Source organism: Streptomyces sp. NPDC046308 (assembly GCF_055588065.1).
Genome location: NZ_JBVJFB010000001.1, coordinates 406,668 through 429,375, shown reverse-complemented (window position 1 = coordinate 429,375; position 22,708 = coordinate 406,668). Strand labels below are relative to the sequence as shown.

23 protein-coding genes are annotated in these 22,708 nt (G+C 74.1%); 18 read left to right on the top strand and 5 right to left on the bottom strand.

Going from position 1 to position 22,708, the window contains the following annotated elements; translation table 11 throughout:
* The first annotated feature begins 2 nt into the window (after window positions 1-2).
* The 6 genes from ACZ6JT_RS02020 (at window position 3) to ACZ6JT_RS01995 (ending at window position 7,501) form a co-directional block, all read left to right on the top strand.
* The gene (locus tag ACZ6JT_RS02020) at window positions 3-2,342 is read left to right on the top strand and encodes an FtsX-like permease family protein (protein ID WP_469206196.1); all 2,340 of its coding nucleotides are present in this window, start codon (window positions 3-5) and stop codon (window positions 2,340-2,342) included.
* 250 nt (window positions 2,343-2,592) lie between these two features.
* The gene (locus ACZ6JT_RS02015) at window positions 2,593-3,576 is read left to right on the top strand and encodes a tellurite resistance/C4-dicarboxylate transporter family protein (protein ID WP_469206194.1); all 984 of its coding nucleotides are present in this window, start codon (window positions 2,593-2,595) and stop codon (window positions 3,574-3,576) included.
* Between the two features lie 52 nt (window positions 3,577-3,628).
* On the top strand, window positions 3,629-4,063 hold the full coding sequence (locus tag ACZ6JT_RS02010) for a VOC family protein (protein WP_469206192.1): 435 nt from the start codon (window positions 3,629-3,631) through the stop codon (window positions 4,061-4,063).
* Between the two features lie 19 nt (window positions 4,064-4,082).
* Window positions 4,083-4,769: a Rossmann-fold NAD(P)-binding domain-containing protein gene (locus ACZ6JT_RS02005; protein WP_469206190.1), complete on the top strand. Its 687-nt coding sequence runs from the start codon at window positions 4,083-4,085 to the stop codon at window positions 4,767-4,769.
* A gap of 57 nt (window positions 4,770-4,826) precedes the next feature.
* Window positions 4,827-7,145, top strand: a complete 2,319-nt coding sequence (locus tag ACZ6JT_RS02000; protein WP_469206188.1) for a phosphatase domain-containing protein — start codon at window positions 4,827-4,829, stop codon at window positions 7,143-7,145.
* Between the two features lie 5 nt (window positions 7,146-7,150).
* Window positions 7,151-7,501 (top strand): NYN domain-containing protein, encoded by a 351-nt coding sequence (locus ACZ6JT_RS01995; protein WP_365470870.1) that lies wholly within the window; start codon window positions 7,151-7,153, stop codon window positions 7,499-7,501.
* Window positions 7,502-7,508: 7 nt separating this feature from the next.
* Here the strand turns inward: ACZ6JT_RS01995 and ACZ6JT_RS01990 are convergent, their stop codons facing one another.
* On the bottom strand, window positions 7,509-7,958 hold the full coding sequence (locus ACZ6JT_RS01990; RefSeq protein ID WP_469206186.1) for an SH3 domain-containing protein: 450 nt from the start codon (window positions 7,956-7,958) through the stop codon (window positions 7,509-7,511).
* A gap of 472 nt (window positions 7,959-8,430) precedes the next feature.
* On the opposite strand from ACZ6JT_RS01990, the gene ACZ6JT_RS01985 reads away from it, so the two are divergent.
* The 3 genes from ACZ6JT_RS01985 (at window position 8,431) to ACZ6JT_RS01975 (ending at window position 10,328) form a co-directional block, all read left to right on the top strand.
* Window positions 8,431-9,096 carry a response regulator gene (locus ACZ6JT_RS01985; RefSeq protein WP_376610711.1) on the top strand — a complete coding sequence of 222 codons (666 nt, stop codon included), beginning with the start codon at window positions 8,431-8,433 and terminating at the stop codon, window positions 9,094-9,096.
* Between the two features lie 53 nt (window positions 9,097-9,149).
* Window positions 9,150-9,524, top strand: coding sequence for a YbjQ family protein (locus ACZ6JT_RS01980; protein ID WP_469206184.1), 375 nt, complete (start codon window positions 9,150-9,152; stop codon window positions 9,522-9,524).
* A gap of 174 nt (window positions 9,525-9,698) precedes the next feature.
* On the top strand, window positions 9,699-10,328 hold the full coding sequence (locus ACZ6JT_RS01975; RefSeq protein WP_469206182.1) for a class I SAM-dependent methyltransferase: 630 nt from the start codon (window positions 9,699-9,701) through the stop codon (window positions 10,326-10,328).
* 105 nt (window positions 10,329-10,433) lie between these two features.
* On the opposite strand, the gene ACZ6JT_RS01970 is transcribed toward ACZ6JT_RS01975, so the two are convergent.
* A complete protein-coding gene (locus tag ACZ6JT_RS01970; protein WP_469206180.1) occupies window positions 10,434-11,384 on the bottom strand; it encodes an EamA family transporter in 951 nt (316 codons plus the stop codon).
* A 29-nt stretch (window positions 11,385-11,413) separates the two neighbouring features.
* Here ACZ6JT_RS01970 and pdxR point away from each other — a divergent pair, with 29 nt between their 5' ends.
* From pdxR to ACZ6JT_RS01950, 4 genes are read left to right on the top strand one after another with little or no spacing between them, the layout of a single operon-like run.
* On the top strand, window positions 11,414-13,000 hold the full coding sequence (pdxR, locus tag ACZ6JT_RS01965; protein ID WP_469206178.1) for a MocR-like pyridoxine biosynthesis transcription factor PdxR: 1,587 nt from the start codon (window positions 11,414-11,416) through the stop codon (window positions 12,998-13,000).
* 43 nt (window positions 13,001-13,043) lie between these two features.
* Window positions 13,044-13,544, top strand: coding sequence for an LPXTG cell wall anchor domain-containing protein (locus ACZ6JT_RS01960; RefSeq protein WP_469206176.1), 501 nt, complete (start codon window positions 13,044-13,046; stop codon window positions 13,542-13,544).
* Window positions 13,545-13,552: 8 nt separating this feature from the next.
* Window positions 13,553-14,227, top strand: coding sequence for an RNA polymerase sigma factor (locus tag ACZ6JT_RS01955; protein ID WP_469206174.1), 675 nt, complete (start codon window positions 13,553-13,555; stop codon window positions 14,225-14,227).
* The gene (locus ACZ6JT_RS01950) at window positions 14,224-14,760 is read left to right on the top strand and encodes a hypothetical protein (protein ID WP_469206172.1); all 537 of its coding nucleotides are present in this window, start codon (window positions 14,224-14,226) and stop codon (window positions 14,758-14,760) included. The genes ACZ6JT_RS01955 and ACZ6JT_RS01950 overlap by 4 nt, the downstream gene beginning before the upstream one ends.
* Before the next feature lie 61 nt (window positions 14,761-14,821).
* Here the strand turns inward: ACZ6JT_RS01950 and ACZ6JT_RS01945 are convergent, their stop codons facing one another.
* Window positions 14,822-15,274 (bottom strand): MarR family winged helix-turn-helix transcriptional regulator, encoded by a 453-nt coding sequence (locus tag ACZ6JT_RS01945; protein ID WP_351300388.1) that lies wholly within the window; start codon window positions 15,272-15,274, stop codon window positions 14,822-14,824.
* 196 nt (window positions 15,275-15,470) lie between these two features.
* Here ACZ6JT_RS01945 and ACZ6JT_RS01940 point away from each other — a divergent pair, with 196 nt between their 5' ends.
* The 3 genes from ACZ6JT_RS01940 to ACZ6JT_RS01930 all read left to right on the top strand — a co-directional run bounded on the left by ACZ6JT_RS01940 (window position 15,471) and on the right by ACZ6JT_RS01930 (window position 18,870).
* The gene (locus tag ACZ6JT_RS01940; RefSeq protein ID WP_469206170.1) at window positions 15,471-16,697 is read left to right on the top strand and encodes an MFS transporter; all 1,227 of its coding nucleotides are present in this window, start codon (window positions 15,471-15,473) and stop codon (window positions 16,695-16,697) included.
* 44 nt (window positions 16,698-16,741) lie between these two features.
* Entirely contained in the window at window positions 16,742-17,170 is a 429-nt protein-coding gene (locus ACZ6JT_RS01935; protein ID WP_469206168.1) for a GlcG/HbpS family heme-binding protein, read from the top strand.
* A gap of 77 nt (window positions 17,171-17,247) precedes the next feature.
* Window positions 17,248-18,870 (top strand): beta-N-acetylhexosaminidase, encoded by a 1,623-nt coding sequence (locus tag ACZ6JT_RS01930; RefSeq protein WP_469208133.1) that lies wholly within the window; start codon window positions 17,248-17,250, stop codon window positions 18,868-18,870.
* Between the two features lie 51 nt (window positions 18,871-18,921).
* Here ACZ6JT_RS01930 and ACZ6JT_RS01925 read toward each other — a convergent pair whose 3' ends face one another.
* On the bottom strand, window positions 18,922-19,743 hold the full coding sequence (locus ACZ6JT_RS01925; protein ID WP_469206166.1) for an endonuclease I family protein: 822 nt from the start codon (window positions 19,741-19,743) through the stop codon (window positions 18,922-18,924).
* A gap of 219 nt (window positions 19,744-19,962) precedes the next feature.
* Here ACZ6JT_RS01925 and ACZ6JT_RS01920 point away from each other — a divergent pair, with 219 nt between their 5' ends.
* Window positions 19,963-20,529, top strand: a complete 567-nt coding sequence (locus ACZ6JT_RS01920) for a DJ-1/PfpI family protein (RefSeq protein ID WP_469206164.1) — start codon at window positions 19,963-19,965, stop codon at window positions 20,527-20,529.
* 58 nt (window positions 20,530-20,587) lie between these two features.
* Here the strand turns inward: ACZ6JT_RS01920 and ACZ6JT_RS01915 are convergent, their stop codons facing one another.
* A complete protein-coding gene (locus tag ACZ6JT_RS01915) occupies window positions 20,588-21,403 on the bottom strand; it encodes a glutamate ABC transporter substrate-binding protein (RefSeq protein ID WP_469206163.1) in 816 nt (271 codons plus the stop codon).
* A gap of 752 nt (window positions 21,404-22,155) precedes the next feature.
* On the opposite strand from ACZ6JT_RS01915, the gene ACZ6JT_RS01910 reads away from it, so the two are divergent.
* Window positions 22,156-22,704, top strand: coding sequence for a TerD family protein (locus tag ACZ6JT_RS01910; RefSeq protein ID WP_469206160.1), 549 nt, complete (start codon window positions 22,156-22,158; stop codon window positions 22,702-22,704).
* The last annotated feature ends 4 nt before the right edge of the window (window positions 22,705-22,708 follow it).

The window sequence follows — 22,708 nt, the reverse complement described above, 5'->3', positions numbered from 1 at the left end:
GCGTGCGGGCCACGCTGCGCTGGGCGCACGCCGACTTCCGCGCACACCGCGGCGAAGCCCTCTTCGTCGTCCTGGCCAGCGCCGGGATCATCGCCTCGCTCCTGCTGGCCGGCGCACTGTTCGGCTACGCCGCCAACCCCTGGCAACGCGTCTTCAACCAGTCCCACGGCGCACACATCTGGTTGCACACCCGCGCCGGTGCGGACACCGCCTCCCTCTCCCGCGTGGACGGGGTCGCCGCCCTCTCCGGGCCCTACCGCACGACGGCGACCACGATCGAGTCACGCGGCGCCCGGGTCGGCGTGACGCTGCGCGCGGCCGGGGCGGCGCCTCCGGAGACCGGACGGCCGCTCGTCACCGACGGCAGCTGGCTCACCCGACCGGACACCGCCGCGGCCGGTACGGGCACCGGTAACGGCGCCGTCGTACTGGAGGCCTCGGTCGCGCGAGCCCTCTGGGCTGCACCCGGCGACACCGTACGGATCATCGGCCCGGACGGCGCGCCGCACGCACTGGAGGTCAGCGGGATCGCCGAGGTGGCCGAGCCCCGCTACCACCCGGGCGGCCGGCCCGGCATCGGCTGGGTGCTCGACGGCACCCTCGACGAGGTCGCCCACGGAGACACCGGGCAGAGCGTGGGCCTGCGCCTGAGCGATCCGGACGACACCGACTTCACCGTCCAGCGGGCCGTGACCCTCCTCGGCGCCGACCGGGTCGCCCAGGTCACCAAGTGGCAGCAGGCACGGGACGAGGCGGGCGGCGACGACCGGCTGCTCGGACAGCTGTTCGCCGTCTTCGGGCTCGGCGCGCTGCTCGCGGCCGCGCTCGCCGCCGCCGGAGCGATCGGCGCCCGCGTCCGCGGCCAGCTCCGCGACATCGCCGTCCTCAAGGCCGTCGGCTTCACCCCCGGCCAGGTCACCCGCGGCTTCCTCGTACAGCACCTGGCCTTCGCCCTGCTCGGCGTGGCCCTCGGCGCGGCGGCGCTCGCCCTGCTCGGCTCCCGGATACCCGGGCGCATCGGGGAGGCGACCGCGGTATGGCAGGACCTGCCCGGCCACACCGCGCTCATGATCGGCATCCCCTGCGGCGCCGTGCTGCTGATCGCCGCCGCTACCGGCCTCTCGGCCTGGCGGGCCGGCCGGGTCCCCCCGGTGCCGGTGGCCCGCGCGGCGCTGCCGTCCGCCGCGCCGATGACCGCGCTCGGCAGACGAGCGCTCCGCCTACGCGTGCCACCCGCCCTGGTCCTGGGATGGCGGGCGGCCTTTCCGCGGCGCGGCCGTACGCTCGCCGCCGTGGCCCGGCTCGCCCTGCCGCTGGTCCTCATCACCGTCGCACTCGTCGCCTGGTCGACCCTCGACCAGTTCCGCACCCGGCCCGCGCAGATGGGACTGCCCGCGGCACTGACCGTACGGGCCGGACAGTCGGCCGGGGTGAACGACGCGGAACAGGAGCGGGCCCTCGCGGCCGTCCAGGGCGTCGCCGCGGTCCACCCCGGCGCCGAGATGGCGGCGCTCGTGCCGGGACAGACCGGCACCATCACGCTCCGAGGCCTGGGCACGGCCCAGGACCCGTACCCCTCCAAGGTCGTCGAAGGCCGCGCCGTCAGCGGTCCGGACGAAGCGGTTGCCGGGCAAGGGCTGCTCGACCTCCTCGGGGTCCGTGTCGGCGCCTGGGTACGGATGACCGTCGAGGGACGCCCGCAGATCCTGCACGTCGTCGGCCGCACCATCGAACCCGAATCCGGGGGCCGGGTGATCACCACGACCATCGACGCACTGCGGGAGCGCGATCCGGAGCTGCGCCCCGACTTCCACGCCCTCGTACTGCGCGAGGGCGCGGACCCGGTGGCCGTGAGCACCGCGCTCGCCGGGACGGCGGGCACCGCCCTGGAGGTCCGCCAGACGCCGAACCCGGTCGATCGGTTGGAACCGGCGCGCGCGGTGATCGCCGCCCTGATCGCGGTCCTCGCGTTGATCGGGCTGATCGAGCTGCTGACGCTGATCGGTACGGGCGTACGGGACCGGGGCCGGGATCTGCTCGCGCTGAAGGCGATCGGGCTGACGCCCCGGCAGATCGGCTCGATGATCGTGACGGCCGCCGGACTGACGGCGCTGGCGTCCGCCGTGGTGGGCACGGCCCTGGGGGCCCTGTCCGGCAGATGGCTGGTGGACACCCAGGGGGCCTCCAGCGGGATCGGCGCGGGCATCGCCCAACTGCCGTCCCCGGCCGTGCTGTCGACCGTGATCGTCGTAGCGGTACTGGGTGCGGTGGCGGCTGCGGCGCTGCCGGCGACGCGGGCGGCACGGAGACGGCCGGCCGACTCGCTCAGCGAGACACTCTGACGCCACGGGGTCACGGCCGGCGGGCGGCATGGAGCCGGTGCAGGGTGCGGCCGGCCCCGCTCGGCGATCTCCGGGGCGCGCAAATTCAGCCCCTCCGGCGTTTGAGGAGCGGGGTGCGGGGCGGAGCCCCGGGCTTTGAGCCGCACTCCTCAGCCCCCCGGCGGGGTGCGGGGCGGAGCCCGGCGCCTTACCGCGAGCCGGTCGGCCCCGCCCACTGGCGCCGCGCGGAGTGGTGGGGTCCGCTGGAGGCGTGAGCATCCCTCCCGGCAACGGCTGGTGGACCGGACTCCCGCCGGCGGCGGGAGCCGCCGTCCTGGCGGCGGGCATCATCTCCATCGGCCTGCACCTGACCGGGCACGAGCCGTCCTCGCTCGTCGCCCTCGTCCTCGCCGTCGCCCTGTGGGTCGTGCTCGCCGCCGACTTCACGGCCCGGCTGCTGGGCGACCGGGGGCGGTTCCGCGCCGAGGCCGACACGCCGGCCGCGCTGACGGCCGTCGCCGCCACCACCGTCATCGGCGCCCGGCTCTCCATGCTCGGCTGGCAGACCCTGGCGGCCGCCCTGCTGGCGCTCGCCGCGGTGCTCTGGCCCGGGCTGCTGCTGAACGTCGTACGGCACTGGGGGCGGCGGATGCCGGGGGTGGCGTTCCTCGGCTGCGTGGCCACCCAGGGTCTGGCCGTCCTCGCGGCGACCCTCGCTGCCGTCGCCGGCGGCCACGACTGGCTGGCCTGGGCGGCGCTGGCCGCCTTCTGCCTCGGGCTGGTGCTCTACGTGGCCGCCTTCCTGCGCTTCGACCTGCGCGAAGTGGTGGGCGGCGCGGGCGACCACTGGGTCGCGGGCGGTGCACTCTCCATCTCCGCCCTGGCCGGATCCAAGCTCACGGCGTCACCCGTGTGGACGGGTTCGGCGCACACGGTGCTCCGCGGCGTCACCCTGGCCGTGCTCGCGCTGTCCCTCGTCTGGTACGTCGTCCTCCTCACCGCCGAACTGCGCCACCCGCGCCCGCGCTACGACATCCGGCGCTGGGCCACCGTCTTCCCGCTCGGCATGACCTCCGTCGCCTGCCTCTCGGTGGCCGGCCCCGCCGGCATCGGCTGGCTGCGCCCGCTGGGCGAGGTCCTCCTCTGGGTCGCGGCGGGCGCCTGGCTGCTGACCTTCGCCGCGCTGGTCACCTCCCACCTCAACGCCCGCCCGGGCTCGGGGCGCCCGCCCGGTCCCGGGACAACGGCCCGATGACGACGCCTCACCCCAGGTGGCGGCCGAGGTGCCCCCTCAGTAGGGTCCCGGCATGGCATACACATTCCAGGTGACCATCGACTCGGCCCACCCGCACGAGCTCGCCGACTGGTGGGCGGACGCCCTCGGGTGGGAAGTGGAGCCCAGCGACGAGGAGTTCATCCGCCGCATGGTCGAAGAGGGGCAGGCGACCGAGGCGGACACGACCACCCACCACGGCGTCCTCGTCTGGAAGGCGGGCGCGGGCATCCGACACCCCGAGGGCCTGCAGCGCGCCCCCCGCATCCTCTTCCAGTCCATCACCGAACCCAAGACCGTCAAGAACCGGGTCCACCTCGACGTCCGTACCGGGGAGGACGACCCGCGCGCCGTCGTCGAACGCCTCATCGCCAAGGGCGCCCGCCACCTCCACGAAGGCAACCAGGGCCCCAGCACCTGGACGACACTCGCCGACCCCGAGGGCAACGAGCTCTGCGTCTCCCACTAGTCGCGCCTAGGCTTCCCCCGTGAACGTCATCCTCTTCGGCGCGACCGGCATGATCGGCCGGGGCGTCCTGCGCGAGTGCCTGCGCGACGACTCCGTCGAGAGCGTCCTGGCCGTCGGACGCACCCCGCTCGGCGTGAGCCACCCCAAACTGCGCGAGCGCGTCCAGGCGGACCCGTCCGACCTGGCCGCCGCCGGGGTCGACCCGGCCGCGTACGACGCCTGCTTCTTCTGCCTCGGGGTCTCCTCCGTCGGCATGAAGGAGGACGACTACTGGCGCGTCACCCACGACCTGACGCTCGCCGTGGCCCGGCCGCTGGCCGCCGCCAACCCGGGCATGACCTTCGTCTACGTCTCCGGTGAGGGCACCGACAGCACCGAGCGGGGCCGTTTCATGTGGGCCCGGGTCAAGGGGAAGACCGAGAACGACCTCCTGGAACTTCCCTTCCGCGCCTACATGTTCCGCCCCGGCATCGTCCAGCCCGTGCGCGGCGTGCCCTCCAAGACCCGGCTCTACCGGCTGCTCTACGCGGTCACCGCACCGCTGGTCCCGCCGCTGCGGCGGATCGCGCCGAACCTCGTCATCACCTCCGACACCCTGGGCCGTGCCATGATCGCCGTCGCGACGCCCGGCACCGCGGTGCCCGGCCACGTCCTGCGCCCCGCGGACATCAACCGTCTGGGCGCTGCCCCGACCAGGCAAAACTGAGTACCGGCCGGCCCCTCCCGCAGGTGAGAATGAGCCATCTCAATCCGGGAGGAACCCATGAGCCAGGAGACCCTGACTCTGCATGACCTGCTGCCCGCCCAGGCGCTGGCGGCCTCGATCGACGCCGGGTACGTGACCCGCAAGTCGCACCCCGAGCTGCCGCTGTCCATCTACACGTACACGAGGACGGCCCAGTACGAGCGCGTCTGGGACGAGGTCACCACGCGCTGCCGCGGACTCGTCGCCGACGACACCACCGGCGCGATCGTCGCCCTGCCGCTGCCGAAGTTCTTCAACGTCGGCGAGCACGAGGCGGGCATGCCGTACGCGCCCGCGCTCCCCGACGAGCCGTTCGAGGTGTACGACAAGGTCGACGGCAGCCTCGCGGTCGTCTTCCACTACGCGGGCCGCTGGCGGGTCGCCTCCAAGGGTTCCTTCATCAGCGCCCAGGCCACCTGGGCCCAGCGCCGGCTCGACGCGAAGGACACCGCGGCCCTGCGCCCGGGCACCACGTACCTCGCGGAGATCCTGTACCCGCAGAACCGCATCGTCGTCGACTACGGCGACCGCCGCGACCTCGTCCTGCTCGCCGCCTTCGGGCCGGACGGCACGGAGGTCCCGCTCGCCGAGGCCGCGCCGCACTGGGAGGGCATCGGTTCCGTCGTCACGGTGTGGCCCGCCATGCCGCTGGACGAGCTGATGGCGCTGACCGAGTCCAACACCCTGCCCGGGGGCGCGACCGCGACCGGAATGGACGCCGAGGGCTTCGTCCTGCGCTTCGCCTCCGGCGTGCGCGCCAAGGCCAAGCTGTCGGAGTACGTACGGCTGCACAAGGTGCTCACCGGCGTCACCGAGCGGGATGTCTGGCGCGGCCACGGCATCCAGCGCTTCGCCGGCCTGCCCGCCAAGCAGCTCGCCCAGGGGCTGAACTGCACGGTCGCCGAGATCGAGGCGTCGGGCGGAAAGCCGCTCGACGCGCTGCTGGAGCAGGTGCCCGACGAGTTCGACCACTGGGTGCGCGAGGTCATCGCCCGCCTGGAGGAGCGGGCCGCGCGGCACGAGCGCGCGATCGACGAGGCCTTCGCGGGCCTCGCGCACCTGGCCGCCGACCGGGGCGCCTTCGCCCGCGCGGTCAAGGAGCTGGACGACCGAACGATCCGCCCGGCGATGTTCATGCGGCTGGACGGCCGGACGACCGAGCTCACGACCTGGCGCCAGGTGCGGCCGGAGGCCGCCGACCCCTACATCAGCGACGAGGAGAACCGGACCGTGTCCGAGGAGGAGCGCGCGCCCGCACCCGCGTCCACCGCACCCGCGTCGGCGCCCGCACCCGCGTCGGCGCCCGCCTCCACCGCACCCGCGTCCGCGCGGAAGGCGGCCCCGCGCGTCCCGGCGCCCGCCGTGGAGGAGGCCGCCGCGGAGCACGCGGCGCAGGAGCCCCCGCTGCCCGTGGTCCACCTCATGACCGGCCTGCCCGCCTCCGGCAAGACCACCGCGGCCCGCGCCCTCCAGGCGCAGTCCGGCGGCCGGATGCGGCGCGTGAACCTGGACGATCTGCGCGCCATGCTCGACCTGCCGGACCCCGAGCGGGGCCGGTCCTGGGCGCACGAGCAGACCGTGCTGGAGGTCCAGGACGCGGCCGTCCGCGCGGCCGTGGCCGGCGGCTTCGACGTGGTCGTCGACAACACGCACCTGACGAAGCACATCCCGAAGCGGCTCAAGGCGGCCGTCGGCGGGCTCGCGACCTTCGTCGTGCACGACTTCACCGACGTGCCGCTGGAGGAGTGCCTGCGCCGCGACGCGGCCCGCGAACGGCAGGTGGGCGAGGAGATCATCCGGATCCTGGCCGAGAAGCACAAGCAGGCCCGCAAGGGCGGCTGGCGGCTCACGGCCGAGTGGCTGAACGGGACGTCCGGCGCGACGGCCGTGCCGCCCGTGACCGCGTACGTCCCCGACCCGGCGCTGCCGTCGGCGGTGATGTGCGACATCGACGGCACGCTCGCGCTGACCGGCGACCGCGGACCGTACGACTTCTCGCGCTGCGAGCTCGACCTGCTCAACGAGTCGGTCCGGCACGCACTGGACGCCTTCAAGCGGGCCGACGGCGACGTCATCGTGCTGCTGTCGGGGCGCGGCGAGGAGCACCGTCCGCAGACGGAGTCCTGGCTGCGGCGCCACCGGGTGCCGTACGACGAGCTGTGGATGCGGGCGGCGGGCGACACGCGCCGCGACGACGTGGTGAAGGCGGAGCTGTTCGACGCCCACGTCCGTCACCGCTACGCCGTCCGGGTCTCGCTCGACGACCGGGACCGGGTGGTCGCGGTCTGGCGCCGGATGGGCCTGCCCACCTGGCAGGTCAACTACGGGGACTTCTAGCCGTCATGGCGGGCGTGCTGATCGTGGACGGCGCGAACGTCGTCGGCTCCGTCCCGGACGGCTGGTGGCGGGACCGGCGGGGCGCGGCCGAGCGGCTGCGCGACCAGCTGGCCCGGCGCGGCGGGGACGAGGAGATCATCCTCGTCGTCGAGGGCGCCGCCCGCGGCGTCGAGTCCGTTCCCGGGGTACGCGTGGACGCGGCCCCCGGGAGCGGCGACGACCGGATCGTGGAACTGGCCGCGGCCCATGCGGACCGCGGCTGCGTCGTGGTGACGGCGGACCGGGAACTGCGCGAACGGGTCCGGGCGTACGGGGCGGAGTGCGTGGGACCCCGTACCGTACGCCCGGCGGACTGACCCCGGGTCAGTGGCAGTACCTCACCTTGGAGAGGTTCTCGACGTAGCGGGCGGAGACCCAGCGCTCCTTCTCGTAGGCGGCGCGGTTCGGGCCTTCCGACCCGTTGTCCCAGTTCTCGTCCTCGTTCTCGTCGTACAGCCGGTACCAGATGCGGTTGCCGTCGACCTTCTCGCCGTACTTCTTGCACTCGATCTCGAGCTTGTTGTGCGGGTAGACGTGGCCGACGGACCTCGACTGGGTGGTCGGCTTGCTGCGGACCTTCAGCGGGCCCTTGGAAACGACCTTGCCGATGGCGTGCTTGTAGTCCGGGTACGTGCCGGGCTGGCCGTCGCCGACGACGATCTCACGCGGCGTCTGGTTGTCACCGTCGTCCGCCACGGCGGCGCCCGCTCCGACCAGACCGAGAACCAGGCTTCCGGCGGCGAGAGCGAGGGTGGTTCTGGTGGGCTTCAGCATGAGCCGGCTCCTCTACGAAGACGTCCGCCCGCCGCGTCGCGCGGCGCGGTGGCGGCAACCAGGCGGTTGCCAGGGACGACTATGACGAGGGTGGAGGCCGTAGCTCCGGTGCCTCACCGGCTTTTAGCCCGATATGACCAATCTGTCCTACCGCGGCGCGGCGGCCGTGCCCGCCCCCGAACGGGCACGGCCGCGCAGCGGGGCCCCGGGGGGACAGGGCCGGCACCGGCCGGTGGACCGGTGCACGCAAGAACCTACGGGCGGACCGCTCCCGGCCGCGCCCATCCAGGGGGTGAGACCGGCCTACCCCCTTGGGTGTCGACGCTGTACAACCAGGGTTGTACACAAGGGGGATTGACGTGCGCTTCGTCCACGACACCGCAGGCGACGCAACCGCCGGCCAGGGGTTGATCGTCATGTCCGAACGGGCGATGATCCACCTCGGCACGGTGACCGGGAGGGGGTGACGCGGATGCCGTCCGTACTCGTCGTCGACGACCAGTTCCTGATCCGGTCCGGACTGACCGCGCTGCTGACCGCCGCACCCGGCTACGAGGTCGTCGGCGAGGCATGCGACGGCGAGGAGGCGGTCCGCCTCGCCGCCGAGACCCGGCCCGACGTCGTCCTCATGGACATCCGAATGCCCGGCACCGACGGGATCGCCGCCACCGAGCGGATCCTGGCCGGCCGCCGGGACCCCGCGGACGGCGGGCCCAAGGTGCTCGTGCTGACCACCTTCGACTCCGACGAGCACGTCTTCCGCGCGCTCCGCGTCGGCGCCAGCGGCTTCCTCGTCAAGGACACCCCGCCCGAGCGGCTCCTCGCCGCCATCGCCACCGTGCACGCCGGCGAGATGCTGTTCAGCCCCCGGGCCCTGCGCGGACTGATCGACGCCTACGCCGCCCCGGCCGCCCGCGCCCCGCACCCCGGCCTGGACACACTGACCCCGCGCGAGCGCGAGGTGCTCGCCCTGGTCGGCGCCGGCCTGCCCAACGCCGAGATCGCCGTACGGCTCGTCCTCAGCCCGGCCACCGTCAAGACGCACGTCCACCGCTGCATGAGCAAGCTGGCCCTGTCCAGCCGGGCCCAGGCCGTGGTCGTGGCCCACGAGTTCGGCCTCGCCGCCCGAATGCGCTGACCGCGCGGCTCCCCCGGATGCGGGCGGCCGCGGCCCGGGCGAGAGTGGGGGCCATGGGTATCGAAGACTACGGCGGCGGAGCCGGCGCACACGAGACCGGCGTCCTCGTCGTCACGACCAACGACGTCCCCGGCTACCGGGTCGAGCAGGTCATCGGCGAGGTCTTCGGCCTCACCGTGCGCTCCCGCCACCTCGGCAGCCAGATCGGCGCGGGCCTGAAGTCGATGATCGGCGGCGAGCTGAAGGGCCTCACCAAGACCCTGGTGCAGACCCGCAACCAGGCCATGGATCGGCTCATCGAGCAGGCGAAGGCGCGCGGCGCGAACGCCGTGCTCATGATGCGCTTCGACGTCACCGACGCCGCCGACGCCGGGACCGAGGTGTGCGCGTACGGGACGGCCGTGGTCCTGGTCCCCGCCTCCACCTGATTCCCGGGACACCCCTGCGTCCGGGGCGCCACCGGGGACGTACTGCACGGCAACGAGGCCCGCTCGGCGCGGTCGTGGTCAACGGACGCATCGCCGGCGACCGGCCATGACGAAGCAGGCGCGCCCCGCCCCCGCACTCAGTACGGTGGTTCCCCCGAGACGAAGGGCGGACCCATGAGGCAACGCAAGTCGGCGGCAGAGGTGTTCGACGCGCTGGGGGAGCGCTACGAGGAGGTGTTCGGGCGGGTGCCCGGCCAGCTCGCGGCGCTCGACTGGCTCACCGCCCGGCTGCCCGGCGGGGCCCGCGTGCTGGACGTGGGAAGCGGCACCGGACGGCCCACCGCCGAGGCGCTGGTCCGGGCCGGCTGCGAGGTGACCGGCATCGACGTCTCGGCGGCCATGGTCGCCCTGGCCCGCACCCGGGTCCCGGGAGCGCGCTTCGAACAGGCCGACGTGCGGACGTACACCCCCGAACCGGGCGGATTCGACGCCGTGTGCTCCTTCTTCCCCCTCCTGGTGATGGACCAGCCGGAGGTCGCCGGGGCCCTGGACCGCATGGCCTCCTGGCTCGCACCGGGCGGGTACTTCGTGATGGCCACCGTGCCCGGGGACATCCGGGGCCTGGACATCGAATGGATGGGCCACGAGGTGACGGTCAGCAGCCTGTCCACGGCTGACCACCTGGCCCGGCTCGCCGACCGCGGCCTCGAGGTCCTGCACCACCACACCGCGTCGTTCCAGCCGGCCGACCCGCTCGCGGGCCCCGAGGAGCACCTGTTCTGCTACGCGCGCCGGAGCCGGTGACGGCTCGGCGGACCGGCCCCCGGACCGACTGCCGGCTGCTGTACGGGGCCGCGTGGCGAGCGGGCGCCGGCATCTGCGAACCGTGATCCGTCAGCCCCGGCGCCCTCACGGGGACGCCGCCGCGCGGTCACCGCGGGGCGTGCGCACGGCCGCTCCGATGGTACGGCCCGGGCGCAGACCCACGGCCAGCCCCCCGACCACCACCAACAGGCCCAGCCACACCGCCGGTCCCGGGACCCCGCTGCCGGCGAGGACCCCGGCGCCGGCCGCGGCCACCGGCGCGACGCCGGTCAGCAGCCCGGCACGGCCGGCGCCGACGGCCACGACGGTCCGGTACCAGAGCAGGAACGCCACCGCCGTCACCATGACGGCGAGGTACCCCGCCGCCGCCCACTGGGCCGGCCCGAGCGTCCCCAGGTCGGCGGGGTGCTCGCAGAGCACCGTGAGCCCCGCCAGCGTCAGCGCCCCCAGCCACACCGCGTGCACGGACACCCCCCACGCGCCGTGCCGGCGCAGCACCGGGACGGCGAGCAGGGTGAACCCCGCCTCGCAGCCCAGCGCGAGCGCGGCCCAGCCCACCCCGGCGGCGTCCGTCCGGCCCGTCCCCTCGACCAGGACCGCCCCGGCCACCACCACCGGTGCCGCCACCAGCACCTGACGGCTGGGGCGACGCCCCTCCAGGAACGGGCCGATCAGCCCCAGCAGAATCGGTACGGAGGCCACCGCGACGGCGATGACGGCCGGTTCGGCATGCGCCACCCCGCGCACGACGGCCACGTTGAACAGCACCAGCCCGGTCGCCGCGATCCCGGCCAGCCACAGCCACTCCCGGCCGCGCGGCCGCAGGACCGGCACCCGTGCGGCCCGGGCCAGCGCGACCAGCAACAGCGCGGCGGCCGCGTACCGGACGGCCTGCGTGGCGAACAGCGGGGCGTCGACGAGCGAACGGGACACGGTGACGCTGCTGCCGACCAGCGCCATGCCCGTGACCCCGGGAGCCAGATCCCGGAAGGCGGCGGAGCGCGCGGTGGTGTTCGAGGCGGAAGTTCTCTCCATGCGATCCAGCGTGGCTCCACAATGGACCCGTGAGCAGGTCCAATGAAGGCGTGATCCAGGGGTCCAAAACGAACGGGCCCTCAGCCGCGGGGTCGCGGCCCGAGGAGCCGGCGGACCCCAGCGGTTCGGACTTCCTCCAGCTCGACCTCGGCCAGGCCCCGCCCGGCGGCCGCACCGACTGGCTGGCGGGCCGGCTCCGCGCCGCCATCGCCGACGGCACGCTGCCCGTCGGCAGCAGGCTCCCGGCCAGCCGCGTCCTCGCCGCCGAACTGCGCGTCTCCCGCGGTCTCGTCACCGAGGCCTACCAGCGCCTCGCGGAGAGCGGTCAGGTCCGCGGCCGGGGCCGCGGCGGCACCGTGGTCGTCGCCGCACCGCCCCCGGCGGCGGGGCCCACGCCCGCCCCGGACCGCGGCGGACCGGTGGACGCCCTGCGCGCCGTGCCCTGCCGGATCGACCTCTCGCCCGGGGTCCCCGACCTCACGGCCTTCCCCCGTACGGCCTGGCTGCAGGCCGAGCGCCGGGTGCTCGCCGGCCTCACCCCGGCCGACTTCGGCTACGGCAATCCCCAGGGCGCGCCCGCCCTGCGCGCGGCGGTCGCCGGCTGGCTGGCCCGCAACCGCGGCATCCGCGCCGACCCCGACGAGGTGGTGATCGTCGCGGGCGTCGCCCAGGCCCTGGGGCTGCTGGCGCAGGTCCTGCGCGAGGACGGCGTGCACCGCGTCGCGGTGGAGGACCCCGGCTCGCTCGGCGCCCGGCAGCAGCTGGAGCACGGGCGGCTGGAGACCGTTCCCGTACGGGTGGACGAGGCGGGGCTCGACGTCGCCGGGCTCCGCGCGAGCGGGGCCCGGGCCGTGCTGCTCACCCCGGCGCACCAGTTCCCGACCGGGGTGGTCCTCGACGGCGGGCGGCGCCGGGCCCTGCTCGGCTGGGCCGCCGCCGGGGGCCTGGTCATCGAGGACGACTACGACGCCGAGCACCGCTACGACCGTGCCCCCGTCCCCGCGCTGCGCGCCCTGCTGCCGGAGGCCGTCTGCTACGCCGGGAGCGTCTCCAAACTCCTCGCCCCCGCCCTGCGCCTGGGCTGGCTCCTGGTGCCGCCGCGGCTGCGGGACGCGGTGACCGCCGCGAAGCGCTACGCCGACCTCGGCAACCCGGTCCTCGCGCAGCTGGTCCTCGCCCGGCTGATGGACTCCGGCGAGCTGGAGCGGCACCTGCGCCACGTCCGGCGCCGCCACCGCCGCCGCCGCGACGTCATGCTCCGGGCGCTCGCCGAGCACCTGCCGGGGGCCCGGGTGCACGGCGCGGCGGCCGGCCTGCACCTGATGGTCACCTTCGACGGCGCCGGCTTCGAGGACACGGCCCTGGCCTCGGCGGCGCTGGCCCTGGGCGTCAAGGCCCATCCGCTGTCCTGGCACCGCGTCCGGCCGGGCCCGCCGGGCCTGGTCCTCGGCTACGCGGCGGGCTCCGCCGGGGAGATCGAGGAGGGCGTCGCCACCCTGGGCACGGCCCTGCGGGGCGCTCCGGGCGGCGGCCCGGGCGGGCCGGCGGAAACCGGCCGGAAAGTTTTTCCGGATCGGCGGCAACCTCCCGGGGGGTCGCGCGTCGTGCGGGGGTGAAGGGCGCAGTTCCGTGCCCTCGACCCGACCGTGGAGAACCACCTTGAAGAACCTGAAGCGCGTCCAGCGCGTCCAGCGTGTCCAGCGTGTCCAGAGCGTCCCCCTGGCCGTCCGCCGGGCCGCCGTCACCGCCGCCGCGGCCGCAGTGGCCGTCTCCCTCGCCGGGCCGGCCTGCGCCGCGAGCGGGAGCTCGCCGGCGCCGGCTCCCTCGATCAGCGTTCCGGCCAGTGCCTCTGCTGGTGACGGCGGGGCCAGGCCGTCCCCCTCGGTGAGCACCCCGCCGAGCGCGGGTTCGGGCGCGAAGAGCGCGGCCCCCAGCGCGGCCCCCAGCGCCGCGCCGAGCGTCTCCGCGTCGAGCCCGGGGACGGCCGGTCCCCAGCCCAGCGCCTCCCCGTCCGAGCCGGGCCCCGCCGCCGCCGACGGCGCGGCCGAGCTCGCGCATACTGGCTCCTCCGCCACCACCACGGCCCTGGGGGCGGGCGCCGCCGGTCTGGTTCTGGCCGGCGCGGCAGCCCTGTACGCCGTGCGGCGCCGCGCGAACTGAGGAATTCCGTGCTCCACCTCGCACCACCCGTCGGCCCCCTCACGCCCGGCTTCGGCCGGGCGTGGCGGGGCCTGTGGTCGTTGCTGCGCGGCGAGCGTTCCGCCCCGCCGGCCTCCCCGCGCCCGTACCAAGACCCGTACGGGGCCTCGTACGGCTCCTCGCGCACGTACGGGCCGACGGGCCACGGCGAGCCGCAGCCGCCCACCGTCACCGAGCTCTACCACGCGCACCGGCTGCGGATGGTCCGGCTGGCGGTGCTGCTGGTCGACGACCTCGCCACGGCAGAGGACGTGGTCCAGGACGCCTTCACGGCCCTGTACCGGCGTCACGGGGAGCAGGTGGCCGAGGTCGACAACGCCCTCGGCTACCTGCGCACCGCGGTCGTCAACACCTCGCGCTCCGTCCTGCGCCGCCGGCGCACCGTACGGGCCTGGACCCCGCCACCGCCCGCCGACGTACCGTCCGCCGAGGACCACGTGGTCCTGGACGAGGCGCACCGCGAGGTCCTCGCCGCGCTCGGCCGGCTGACACCGCGCCGCCGGCAGGTCCTTGTGCTGCGGTACTGGGCGGACCTCAGCGAGGCGGAGATCGCGGCCACCCTCGGGATCAGCCGGGGAGCGGTCAAGTCCAACGCGAGCCGCGGCCTGGACGCGCTGGAACGGATTCTGGAGGGACGGATATGACGCGTGACGGCGAACGCCTCGCCGAACGGCCGGTCGAGCGGCGGCTGCGGCAGGCCCTCGACGCGCGCGCGGACAGCATCGACGTCCGCCGGCTGCGCCCCGCGGACCCGCCGGGACCGCAGGTGCGGCGGGTGCCCGTGGAGCGGCTGCGGCGGTTCGCGCTGCCCCTGGCGGGGCTGGCCGCGGCCGCTGCCGCCGGGGTCGGCTACCTGCTGCTCGCTCCGGATCCCACGCCCGGCCCGACGCCTCCCGCCACGCCGCCGAAGGTCACGGGTCCCGGCCCGTCCGGCCCGTCGCCGGAGCCCTCGCCGTCGCCCTCCCGGCGGTCCGCCGGGCCGGCCGAGCCGAGCCGGGGCGGGTCCGCGTCGGGGAGCCCGGGGACGTCGTCGCACCCGACCGCGTCGGTGAGCCCCGGCCCGTCCTCGCCCTCCGCGTCGAAGGGCGCGGGGTCGGTGTCGCCCTCGGCGGTCCCCTCCACCCCGCCGGCCCGGGCGGTCACCTCCTCCCCGCCGGCCACGGGAGGACCGCGCTAGGAGTCGCTATGCGTCACGCGTCAGGAGTCGCTACGCGTGCGGAGTCGGCACGCGCCAGGTGTCAGCGGCGGAGGTTCTCCACGGCCGACACCAGCGGCGCGAGCTCCGGGTTGCGCGCGGCCTCGTCCAGGGCCTCGCGCAGCGCCGTGTCGTTCGTGGGCCGGGCCGCGGCCAGCAGGGCCAGGCCCGCCTCGCTCACGTCGGTGTAGATGCCCCGCCGGTCGGTGTCGCAGAGGTAGCGGTTCAGCAGGCCGCGGTCCTCCAGCCTGCTGACCAGGCGGGTCGTCGCGCTCTGGCTGAGCACCACCGAGTCGGCGACCTGGTGCATCCGCAGGTGCCCGCCCGGCCCGTTGTGCTGGCGGCTGAGGACGTCGAGGAGCGAGTACTCGCGCACGCTCAGTCCGTGCCCGGCCTGCAGGGCCCGTTCGATGTGCGACTCGATCCGCCCGTGCAGGAGGGAGAGGGCGCACCAGCCCTGGGAGAGGGCGGTCAGCGCGCTGTCCGTGGCCGTCATGGGCTTCCTCCGTCGAAGCGTGCCGTGCGAGCGGTGTGGTCCCAGGATAGGCCACGCCTGCAATAGCCCGCGCTTGCAAATATCCCGCGTCTGCAATTAATGTGGACGCACGTAAGCGGCGACCGCAATCGTACTCTCGGCGGCCGGACCGCACCCCGCACCAGCGCTTCCCTCTCCCTGAAGGGCACCTCCCCCCATGCCTCTCGCACTCCTCGCCCTCGCCGTCGGGGCCTTCGGGATCGGCACCACCGAATTCGTGATCATGGGCCTGCTCCCCGAGGTCGCCGGCGAATACGGCGTCTCGATCCCCACCGCGGGCTTCCTGGTCACCGGCTACGCCCTCGGCGTCGTCCTCGGCGCCCCGCTCATGACCGTGCTCGGCACCCGCATCCCCCGCAAGCGCATGCTGATGCTCCTCATGGGCCTCTTCGTCGCCGGCAACGTGCTCTCCGCCCTCGCCCCCTCCTTCGGCGTCATGCTCGCCGGCCGCGTCGTCGCCTCCCTCGCCCACGGCGCCTTCTTCGGCATCGGCGCGGTCGTGGCCGCCGAGCTCGTCGCCCCCGAGAAGAAGGCCGGAGCCATCGCGATGATGTTCACCGGCCTGACCGTGGCCAACGTGGTCGGCGTCCCGCTCGGCACCCTCGTCGGGCAGACCCTCGGCTGGCGCGTGACCTTCCTGATCGTCGCCGCGCTCGGCGTCGCCGGTCTGCTCGGCATCGCCCGGCTCGTGCCCGAACTCCCCCGGCCCGAGGGCGGCGTACGGATCCGCCGCGAACTCGCCGCCTTCCGCAACGTCCAGGTGCTGCTCGCGATGGCGATGACCGTCCTCGGCTTCGGCGGCGTCTTCGCAGCGGTCACCTACATCACCCCGATGATGACCAACGTCGCCGGCTTCGCCGACTCCTCCGTCACCTGGCTCCTCGTCCTCTTCGGCCTGGGCATGGTCGCCGGCAACCTCATCGGCGGCCGCTACGCCGACCGCGCCCTCATGCCGATGCTGTACGTGTCCCTCGGCGCGCTAGCCCTCACCCTGGCCGTCTTCACGCTCACCGCCCACACCAAGGCGGGCGCCGCCGTCACCGTGGTGCTGATCGGCGCCCTCGGCTTCGCGACCGTGCCGCCGCTCCAGAAGCGGGTCCTCGACCAGGCCGCCGGGGCGCCCACCCTGGCCTCCGCCGTCAACATCGGCGCCTTCAACCTCGGCAACGCCCTCGCCGCCTGGCTCGGCGGGCTCGTCATCGCCGCCGGCCTCGGCTGGACCGCCCCGAACTGGGTCGGCGCGGCGCTGGCCGCCTCCGCCCTGGCGCTGGCCCTCGCCTCCGGCGCACTGGAACGCCGTACGACCGGTCGTGCCGCCGCCGGCCGGGTGGTCGCGTCCGCCGCGGCCCGCGAGGCGACCGCCGCCGCACCCGCCCGCCACTGACCCCCCCTGTTCCCCGTACACACCCCCCGCAAGGAGAAACCGGCATGTCCACCACCCCCCGCACCGCCGTCGCCGCCCTGACCACCGAGGACGCCGAGCTGCTCGTCGGCGTCGCCAGGTCCGCCGCCGAGGCGGCCGGGGCCACGGTCAGCGTCACCGTCCTCGACGCGGGCGGCCACCTGCTCGCCTTCCGCCGCGACGACCGGGCCGTGCTGATCTCCGGAGAGACCAGCACCCGCAAGGCCTACACCGCCCTCCAGCTGAACGCGCCCACCGCCGACCTCGTCGAAGCGGTGCGCCCGGGAGGCCCCTTCCACACGCTGCCCACGGCCCTGGACCGCCCCCTGCTGTTCATCGCGGGCGGGCTGCCCGTCCACCGCGACGGCCGGCTCGTCGGGGCGATCGGCGTCGGCGGCGGAGCCCCCGAGCAGGACCACGCCTTCGCCGCCGCGGCGCTCGACGCCCTGGTCTGAGAAGCCCGGTCCGAGACCTCCGGGTCGCGCGCCCGTGTCCCCCGTGCCAGGTTGGGTACGGGGGACACGGGTGCATGATGCGGAAACCAAGGCTTCACAGGAGGGTCCGGACCATCGCGACGGCAACGGCCGCCGCGCTGGTCACCCTCGCCGTGCCCGGTTGCTCGGCCGCCTCGGACGAGGCGCGCGCCCCCGCCACCCCGGGCTCCGCCACGACGCCGGCCACCCCGACCGGTGCCGCCCCGGTGCCGCCCGCCCCCACCCCGACGCCGTCCTACCCCCTGTCCACGGCCCCGCGCACCATCCCCGCCGTCCGCGAGCACGTGCCCGCCCGCGGCCCCGGCTGGAAGCCCGCCCCCGACGCCCGCGTGGTCGTCGCGCAGGGCGACGCCGCCGCCCTGTCGGACGAGGCGAAGCTGCTCGCCGGGGAACTGGGCCTCACATACGGCGACTCGGCGGCGCCGCGCGCCGGCGACGTCGAGCTCTCCGTGGAGGGCGCGGGGAAGCCCGAGTCGTACACCCTCACCGTCAAGGACGGCACGGTCCGGATCAAGGGCCCCGACGAGGCCGGGGTCTTCTACGGGACCCGCACCCTCAAGCAGGCGGTGAAGAGCGCCGGTTCGGCCCCCGAGGGCACCGTGAACGACGCGCCGGCCAAGCCCCAGCGCGGCCTCAACCTCGACATAGCGCGCAAGCACTTCACCCCCGACTGGATAGAGGGCCGGCTGCGGGAGATGGCCGACCTCAAACTCAACCAGCTCGGCCTGCACTTCTCCGACGACCAGGCCTTCCGCATCCAGTCCGACACCCACCCCGAGATCGTCTCGACTCCGCACCTTACCAAGGCGCAGGTCCGCGAGATAACGGCGCTGGCCGCCCGGCTGCACATCACGGTGGTCCCCGAGATCGACTCGCCGGGACACCTCGGCGCGGTGCTGCGCGCCCACCCCGACCTGCAACTGCGCGACGTACAGGGCAAGGCGGTCAAGGGCGCGGTGGACATATCCAACCCGGCGGCCGCGAAACTCGTCGACGAACTGCTGCGCGAGTACCAGCCGTTGTTCCCCGGCGGAGCCTGGCACCTCGGGGCCGACGAGTACCAGGCGCTGGTCTACCGGGACCCGCAGGCCTCCTTCCCGCAGCTCGCCCGCGCGGCCCAGCAGCGGTACGGCCCCTCGGCGCGCGTGCAGGACCTGGCCACGGGCTGGCTGAACGACCGCGCCGACACGGTCCGCCCGTCCGGCAAGGCGCTCAAGGCGTGGAACGACGGCTTCTTCGCCGGCGGGGTGACGAGCGCGGCGAAGGACCTCCAGGTCGAGTACTGGACCGGCAAGGAGATCGGCGCCCGGCCGCCGCTGGAGTACCTGCGCGAGGGCCGCAAACTGGTGAACCTCAACGACGAGTTCCTCTACTACGTGGTCGGCGAGCCGAACGAGTTCACCTACCCCACCGGCCGGCGGATCTACGAGGAGTGGACCCCGCTGGTCCTGCGCGGCACCACCCCCGTCCCGGCCTCGTACGGGAACCAGATCCTGGGCGGGCGCCTCGCCGTCTGGGCCGACCTCTCCGGCGCCCAGACCCAGGCCCAGGTGGCGGACGGCATCCGGCTGCCGCTGGCCGCGCTCTCCCAGAAGGTCTGGGACTCGCGCACACCCCAGCTGCCCTGGTCCGGCTTCCAGGCCCTCGCCGACCGGCTCTGAGCGGGCGCTCGGGTCCGCACGGGCGGCCGCCGCGAGGCGGCCGCGCCGGGACTACCAGATGGAGTCGACCCACTCCGGGTGGTCGATGAACGGGTTCCGGTTGTGCTGGTAGGTGTCGAATATGACCTGGTTGCGGCGCTGCTCGAAGGCGTCCGGCGGGTCCATCTGGTTCCACTGCTTCAGCAGGCTGAGCCGGCCGAAGAGCGGCGCGGAGCCGTTGTTGACCTTGTCGTTCAGCTCCAGGTCGGCGAAGCCGTCGCCGCCGTCGTAGCGGACGGCCATGTAGAGCAGCATCCGGGCCACGTCGCCCTTGACCGCGTCGCGCGGCTCGAAGGAGTCGGCGTCGGTCAGGCTGCCGGGGGCCTCGCTGACGGGGCTGCCGCCCTTGTCGAAGTCCTTGTTGCCCCGGGTGCTGTTGACGGTCACGTCCTCCGGGCGCAGGTGGTGCAGGTCGGTGCCCGGTCCGGTGGCGGTGCCGAAGTCGCCGTGGCTCTTGGCCCAGACGTGCTCGCGGTTCCAGTCGTTGACCCCGCCGCCGTTCGACGACTTGGACTGGGAGCGGCCCGAGTAGACGAGGATGACGTTGTTGGGGTTCGCCGGGTCCTGGTCGGTGACCTTCAGGGCGTTCCACACCCCGTCATAGGTCACCTTGGACTGGTTCTTGATGATGTCGTGCAGTGCGGTCTTCAGTGCGGCCCCGGTCTTGCCCTGGGCGCTCGCGTAATAGTCCGCGTACGGGTCCGCAGCGGCGGCGGCCGCCGGGTTCGCGGGAGCGGTCGTACGCTGCTGGCCGGCGGCCGCGGCCGCCGGTACGGCGAACAGGGCGGCGCCGGCGAGGGCGGCCGCCCAGGGGGTCAGGCGCGAGATTCTCATCGGGTGGGGGGTACCTCTCCAATACGCACCGTCCCCGCCTGGGGAATTGGCGGGGTGTCAGTGGCAGAGCGAGGGTCACATTGTCATGTATCGAACAGGTGAAGACCATGTGTCGAGAGTGGGCGATCTTCGTGTGTGCCGGCCGTCCGCGGCGGGCAGGGTAGCGGTGGCCCCGGGCGGGGCCGGACCGACCACGACCAGCCCCATCGGGAGCAGCCCATGGCAGTGAAGATCCTCATCGTGACCGGCGACGCGGCCGAATCGCTGGAGGTCCTGTATCCGTACCAGCGCCTGCGCGAGGAGGGCTACGAGGTCCACATCGCGGCGCCGCAGGTGAAGAAGCTGCGGTTCGTGGTCCACGACTTCGAGGAGGGCTTCGACACCTACACCGAGAAGCCCGGCTACACCTGGCCGGCCGATCTGGCCTTCACGGACGTGGTCACGGAGGACTACGCGGCCCTGGTGGTCCCGGGCGGCCGGGCGCCGGAGTACCTGCGCAACGATCCCGAGGTGCGGCGCATCCTGGCGGCCTTCGCCGAGTCCGACAAGCCGATCGCCCAGATCTGCCACGGGCCGCTCATCACCGCCGCGGCCGGGGCCCTGACCGGCCGCCGCGTGACCGCGTATCCGGCGCTGGAGCTCGACATGGAGGCGGCCGGGGCCGAGTTCGAGGACTCCGAGACCGTGGTCGACGGCACCCTGGTCTCGGCCCGGGCCTGGCCCGACCACTCGCGCTGGATGAGGGAGTTCCTGACCGTACTGCGCAGCAAGGCCCCGGTGGTCTGAAGGACCGGGGCCGGGGCCGGGGCCGGGACGGGGGGAGCGGCCCCCGTCCCGGCGCTCGTCAGTTGACGGGGGTGATCGCCGGAGCGGGCTCGTACTTGTAGTTCGGGCCGAAGTTCTTCTTCACGGCCGTCTCCCAGGAGCCGTCCTGGACCATCTTCTTCAGCGCGTCGTTGATCTTGCGCTGGAGATCCTTGTTGCCCTTCTTGACGCCGATGCCGTAGTTCTCGGTGCTGAGGCTCTGGCCGGTCAGCTTGAACTTGCCCTGGTTCTCCTTGCGGGCGGCGTACCCGGCCAGGATGGCGTTGTCCGTGGTCATGGCGTCGACACGGCTCTCCTGGAGGGCGACGACGCAGTCCGAGTAGGCGCCGAGCTCCAGCAGGGCCGCCTTGGGGGCGAGGTTCTTCTTGAGGTTCTCGGCCGAAGTGGAGCCGGTCACCGAGCACATCGTCTTGCTGTTGAGGTCCTCGGCCTTGTTGATGGAGGTGTCGTCGGCCCGGGTCATCAGGTCCTGGTGCGCGACGAAGTACGGGCCGGCGAAGTCGACCTTCTCCTTGCGCTTCTCGTTGATCGAGTAGCTCGCGACGACGAACTTCACCTCGTTGTACTGGAGGAGCAGCTCGCGGTCGTTGCTGAGGACCTGCTTGAACTCGATCCGGTCCGCCTTGTAGCCGAGCTCCTTGGCCACATAGGTCGCGACGTCCACGTCGAAGCCGGAGTAGACGCCGCCGGTCTCCCGCATGCCGATGCCCGGCTGGTCGAACTTGATGCCGATGGAGAGGGTCCCCTGGTCCTCGTCCTCGCCGAAGACGCACCCGGAGGCGGTCAGGGCGATGGCGATCACTGCGGCGACCGCACCGGCCTGGGGAACCTTCATGCTGCACTCTTTCCTGGGGTAACGCGGAATGCGCCACCGGGATCGCCGGGGCAGGTGGAACCGCGGAGACGTCGGTGACGTCGAGACGTGTGTACGAGGAAGCTAGGAAGCCCGCGGGCACACCGTCACTAGATTTGAGCAAAACTTGAGGATAACGATCCGGTTCAGCCACAGATCCTGCGGTTGAACCGGGTCGGTGCGGGAGAAAGGGGCCCGTTCTGGAGGGGATCCAGCTCCGGGCCTTCCCGCTCGGGGAGGCGGCGCCGGCCCGGTGGCGCCGGGCCGAGCGGGCGCGCCTCGCGCCGCCGCGGCCGGCCGGCCCCACGGGGCTCTACGGGGCTCCGCCCGCTCCCGGCTCCACCGGTTCGGCCGGTTCCTTCGCCGGCCACGGCGGCCCGGTGCCCGCGCCGATGACGGCGCGGCCGGGTCCGGCTCCCGGCGCGCCCCGTCCTGTGGGCAGGACGGGGCCGGGCTGCCCTGGTTCCCGTCCTACGACGAGTCGGTCGCCGACCCTGGCGCCGGCCGGCGCCCTGAGCGGGGTCCAGCCGGTGGGGGAGTGGCTCGGCGACGACCACGACCCGCGGGGGGAGCCGTCGCCGGGTCGGGCCACGCCGCCCGGGAACGCGCCGAGGCCGGGCAAACCCGTACAGGACGGCGATGCGTAACGGCCGGGAACGTACGGTCCTTCGGGCCGCGGCGGGGTCCCGTGGGATCATGCGGGGGCAAGTCCTGGTGAACGAAGGGGGAGTTCGGTGACTGGTGTACGCAAGGGCCTGGCCAAGGTGGAGGTCGCGCTGCGGTGGGACCCCAGTCCCACGGGCACGCCCGCGAGCGACCTCGACATAGTGGCCGCTGTCTACGGCGCCGCGGACCTCCACGGCACGCCGGTCCAGCTGGTCCACTTCGGCAGCCGCTCGCCCGACGGCACCATCACCCTGAACCGGGACAGCCACACCGGCCAGGGCTTCGGCTTCGACGAGGTGATGACCTTCGAGCTGGACCGGATGGGGCCCGATCTGCGCCGGGTGGTGGTCGGCGTGGTCATCCAGAGCGTGGGCGCGGACACGGGCGCCGGGGCCCGCGCGAAGACCTTCGCCGACATCGACGGTACGGGGTTCCGGATCCGCGAGGGCCACACCGACCTCGCCCAGGGCGATTTCGCGTCCGTGCCCTCCGCCACCGCGGCCACCGTCGTCGAGTTCACCCGCGACGCGTCGGGCGCCTGGTCGTTCGAGGCGCGACTGCGCGGTTTCGACACCGATCCGGAGGAGTTCGCCCGGGTCATGGGCGGGGCCCGCTGAACAC

What these genes read in the sequence shown, in the direction of transcription:
- ACZ6JT_RS01970 (WP_469206180.1), bottom strand. Translation starts at nt 11,384, where the DNA reads ATGGAGAGAACTTCCGCCTCGAACACCACCGCGCGCTCCGCCGCCTTC.
- ACZ6JT_RS01945 (WP_351300388.1), bottom strand. Translation starts at nt 15,274, where the DNA reads ATGACGGCCACGGACAGCGCGCTGACCGCCCTCTCCCAGGGCTGGTGC.
- ACZ6JT_RS01985 (WP_376610711.1), top strand. Translation starts at nt 8,431, where the DNA reads ATGCCGTCCGTACTCGTCGTCGACGACCAGTTCCTGATCCGGTCCGGA.
- ACZ6JT_RS01975 (WP_469206182.1), top strand. Translation starts at nt 9,699, where the DNA reads ATGAGGCAACGCAAGTCGGCGGCAGAGGTGTTCGACGCGCTGGGGGAG.
- ACZ6JT_RS01930 (WP_469208133.1), top strand. Translation starts at nt 17,248, where the DNA reads ATGCGGAAACCAAGGCTTCACAGGAGGGTCCGGACCATCGCGACGGCA.
- ACZ6JT_RS01925 (WP_469206166.1), bottom strand. Translation starts at nt 19,743, where the DNA reads ATGAGAATCTCGCGCCTGACCCCCTGGGCGGCCGCCCTCGCCGGCGCC.
- ACZ6JT_RS01990 (WP_469206186.1), bottom strand. Translation starts at nt 7,958, where the DNA reads ATGCTGAAGCCCACCAGAACCACCCTCGCTCTCGCCGCCGGAAGCCTG.
- ACZ6JT_RS01950 (WP_469206172.1), top strand. Translation starts at nt 14,224, where the DNA reads ATGACGCGTGACGGCGAACGCCTCGCCGAACGGCCGGTCGAGCGGCGG.
- ACZ6JT_RS01940 (WP_469206170.1), top strand. Translation starts at nt 15,471, where the DNA reads ATGCCTCTCGCACTCCTCGCCCTCGCCGTCGGGGCCTTCGGGATCGGC.
- ACZ6JT_RS01995 (WP_365470870.1), top strand. Translation starts at nt 7,151, where the DNA reads ATGGCGGGCGTGCTGATCGTGGACGGCGCGAACGTCGTCGGCTCCGTC.
- ACZ6JT_RS02010 (WP_469206192.1), top strand. Translation starts at nt 3,629, where the DNA reads ATGGCATACACATTCCAGGTGACCATCGACTCGGCCCACCCGCACGAG.
- ACZ6JT_RS01920 (WP_469206164.1), top strand. Translation starts at nt 19,963, where the DNA reads ATGGCAGTGAAGATCCTCATCGTGACCGGCGACGCGGCCGAATCGCTG.
- ACZ6JT_RS02000 (WP_469206188.1), top strand. Translation starts at nt 4,827, where the DNA reads ATGAGCCAGGAGACCCTGACTCTGCATGACCTGCTGCCCGCCCAGGCG.
- ACZ6JT_RS01915 (WP_469206163.1), bottom strand. Translation starts at nt 21,403, where the DNA reads ATGAAGGTTCCCCAGGCCGGTGCGGTCGCCGCAGTGATCGCCATCGCC.
- ACZ6JT_RS01980 (WP_469206184.1), top strand. Translation starts at nt 9,150, where the DNA reads ATGGGTATCGAAGACTACGGCGGCGGAGCCGGCGCACACGAGACCGGC.
- ACZ6JT_RS01935 (WP_469206168.1), top strand. Translation starts at nt 16,742, where the DNA reads ATGTCCACCACCCCCCGCACCGCCGTCGCCGCCCTGACCACCGAGGAC.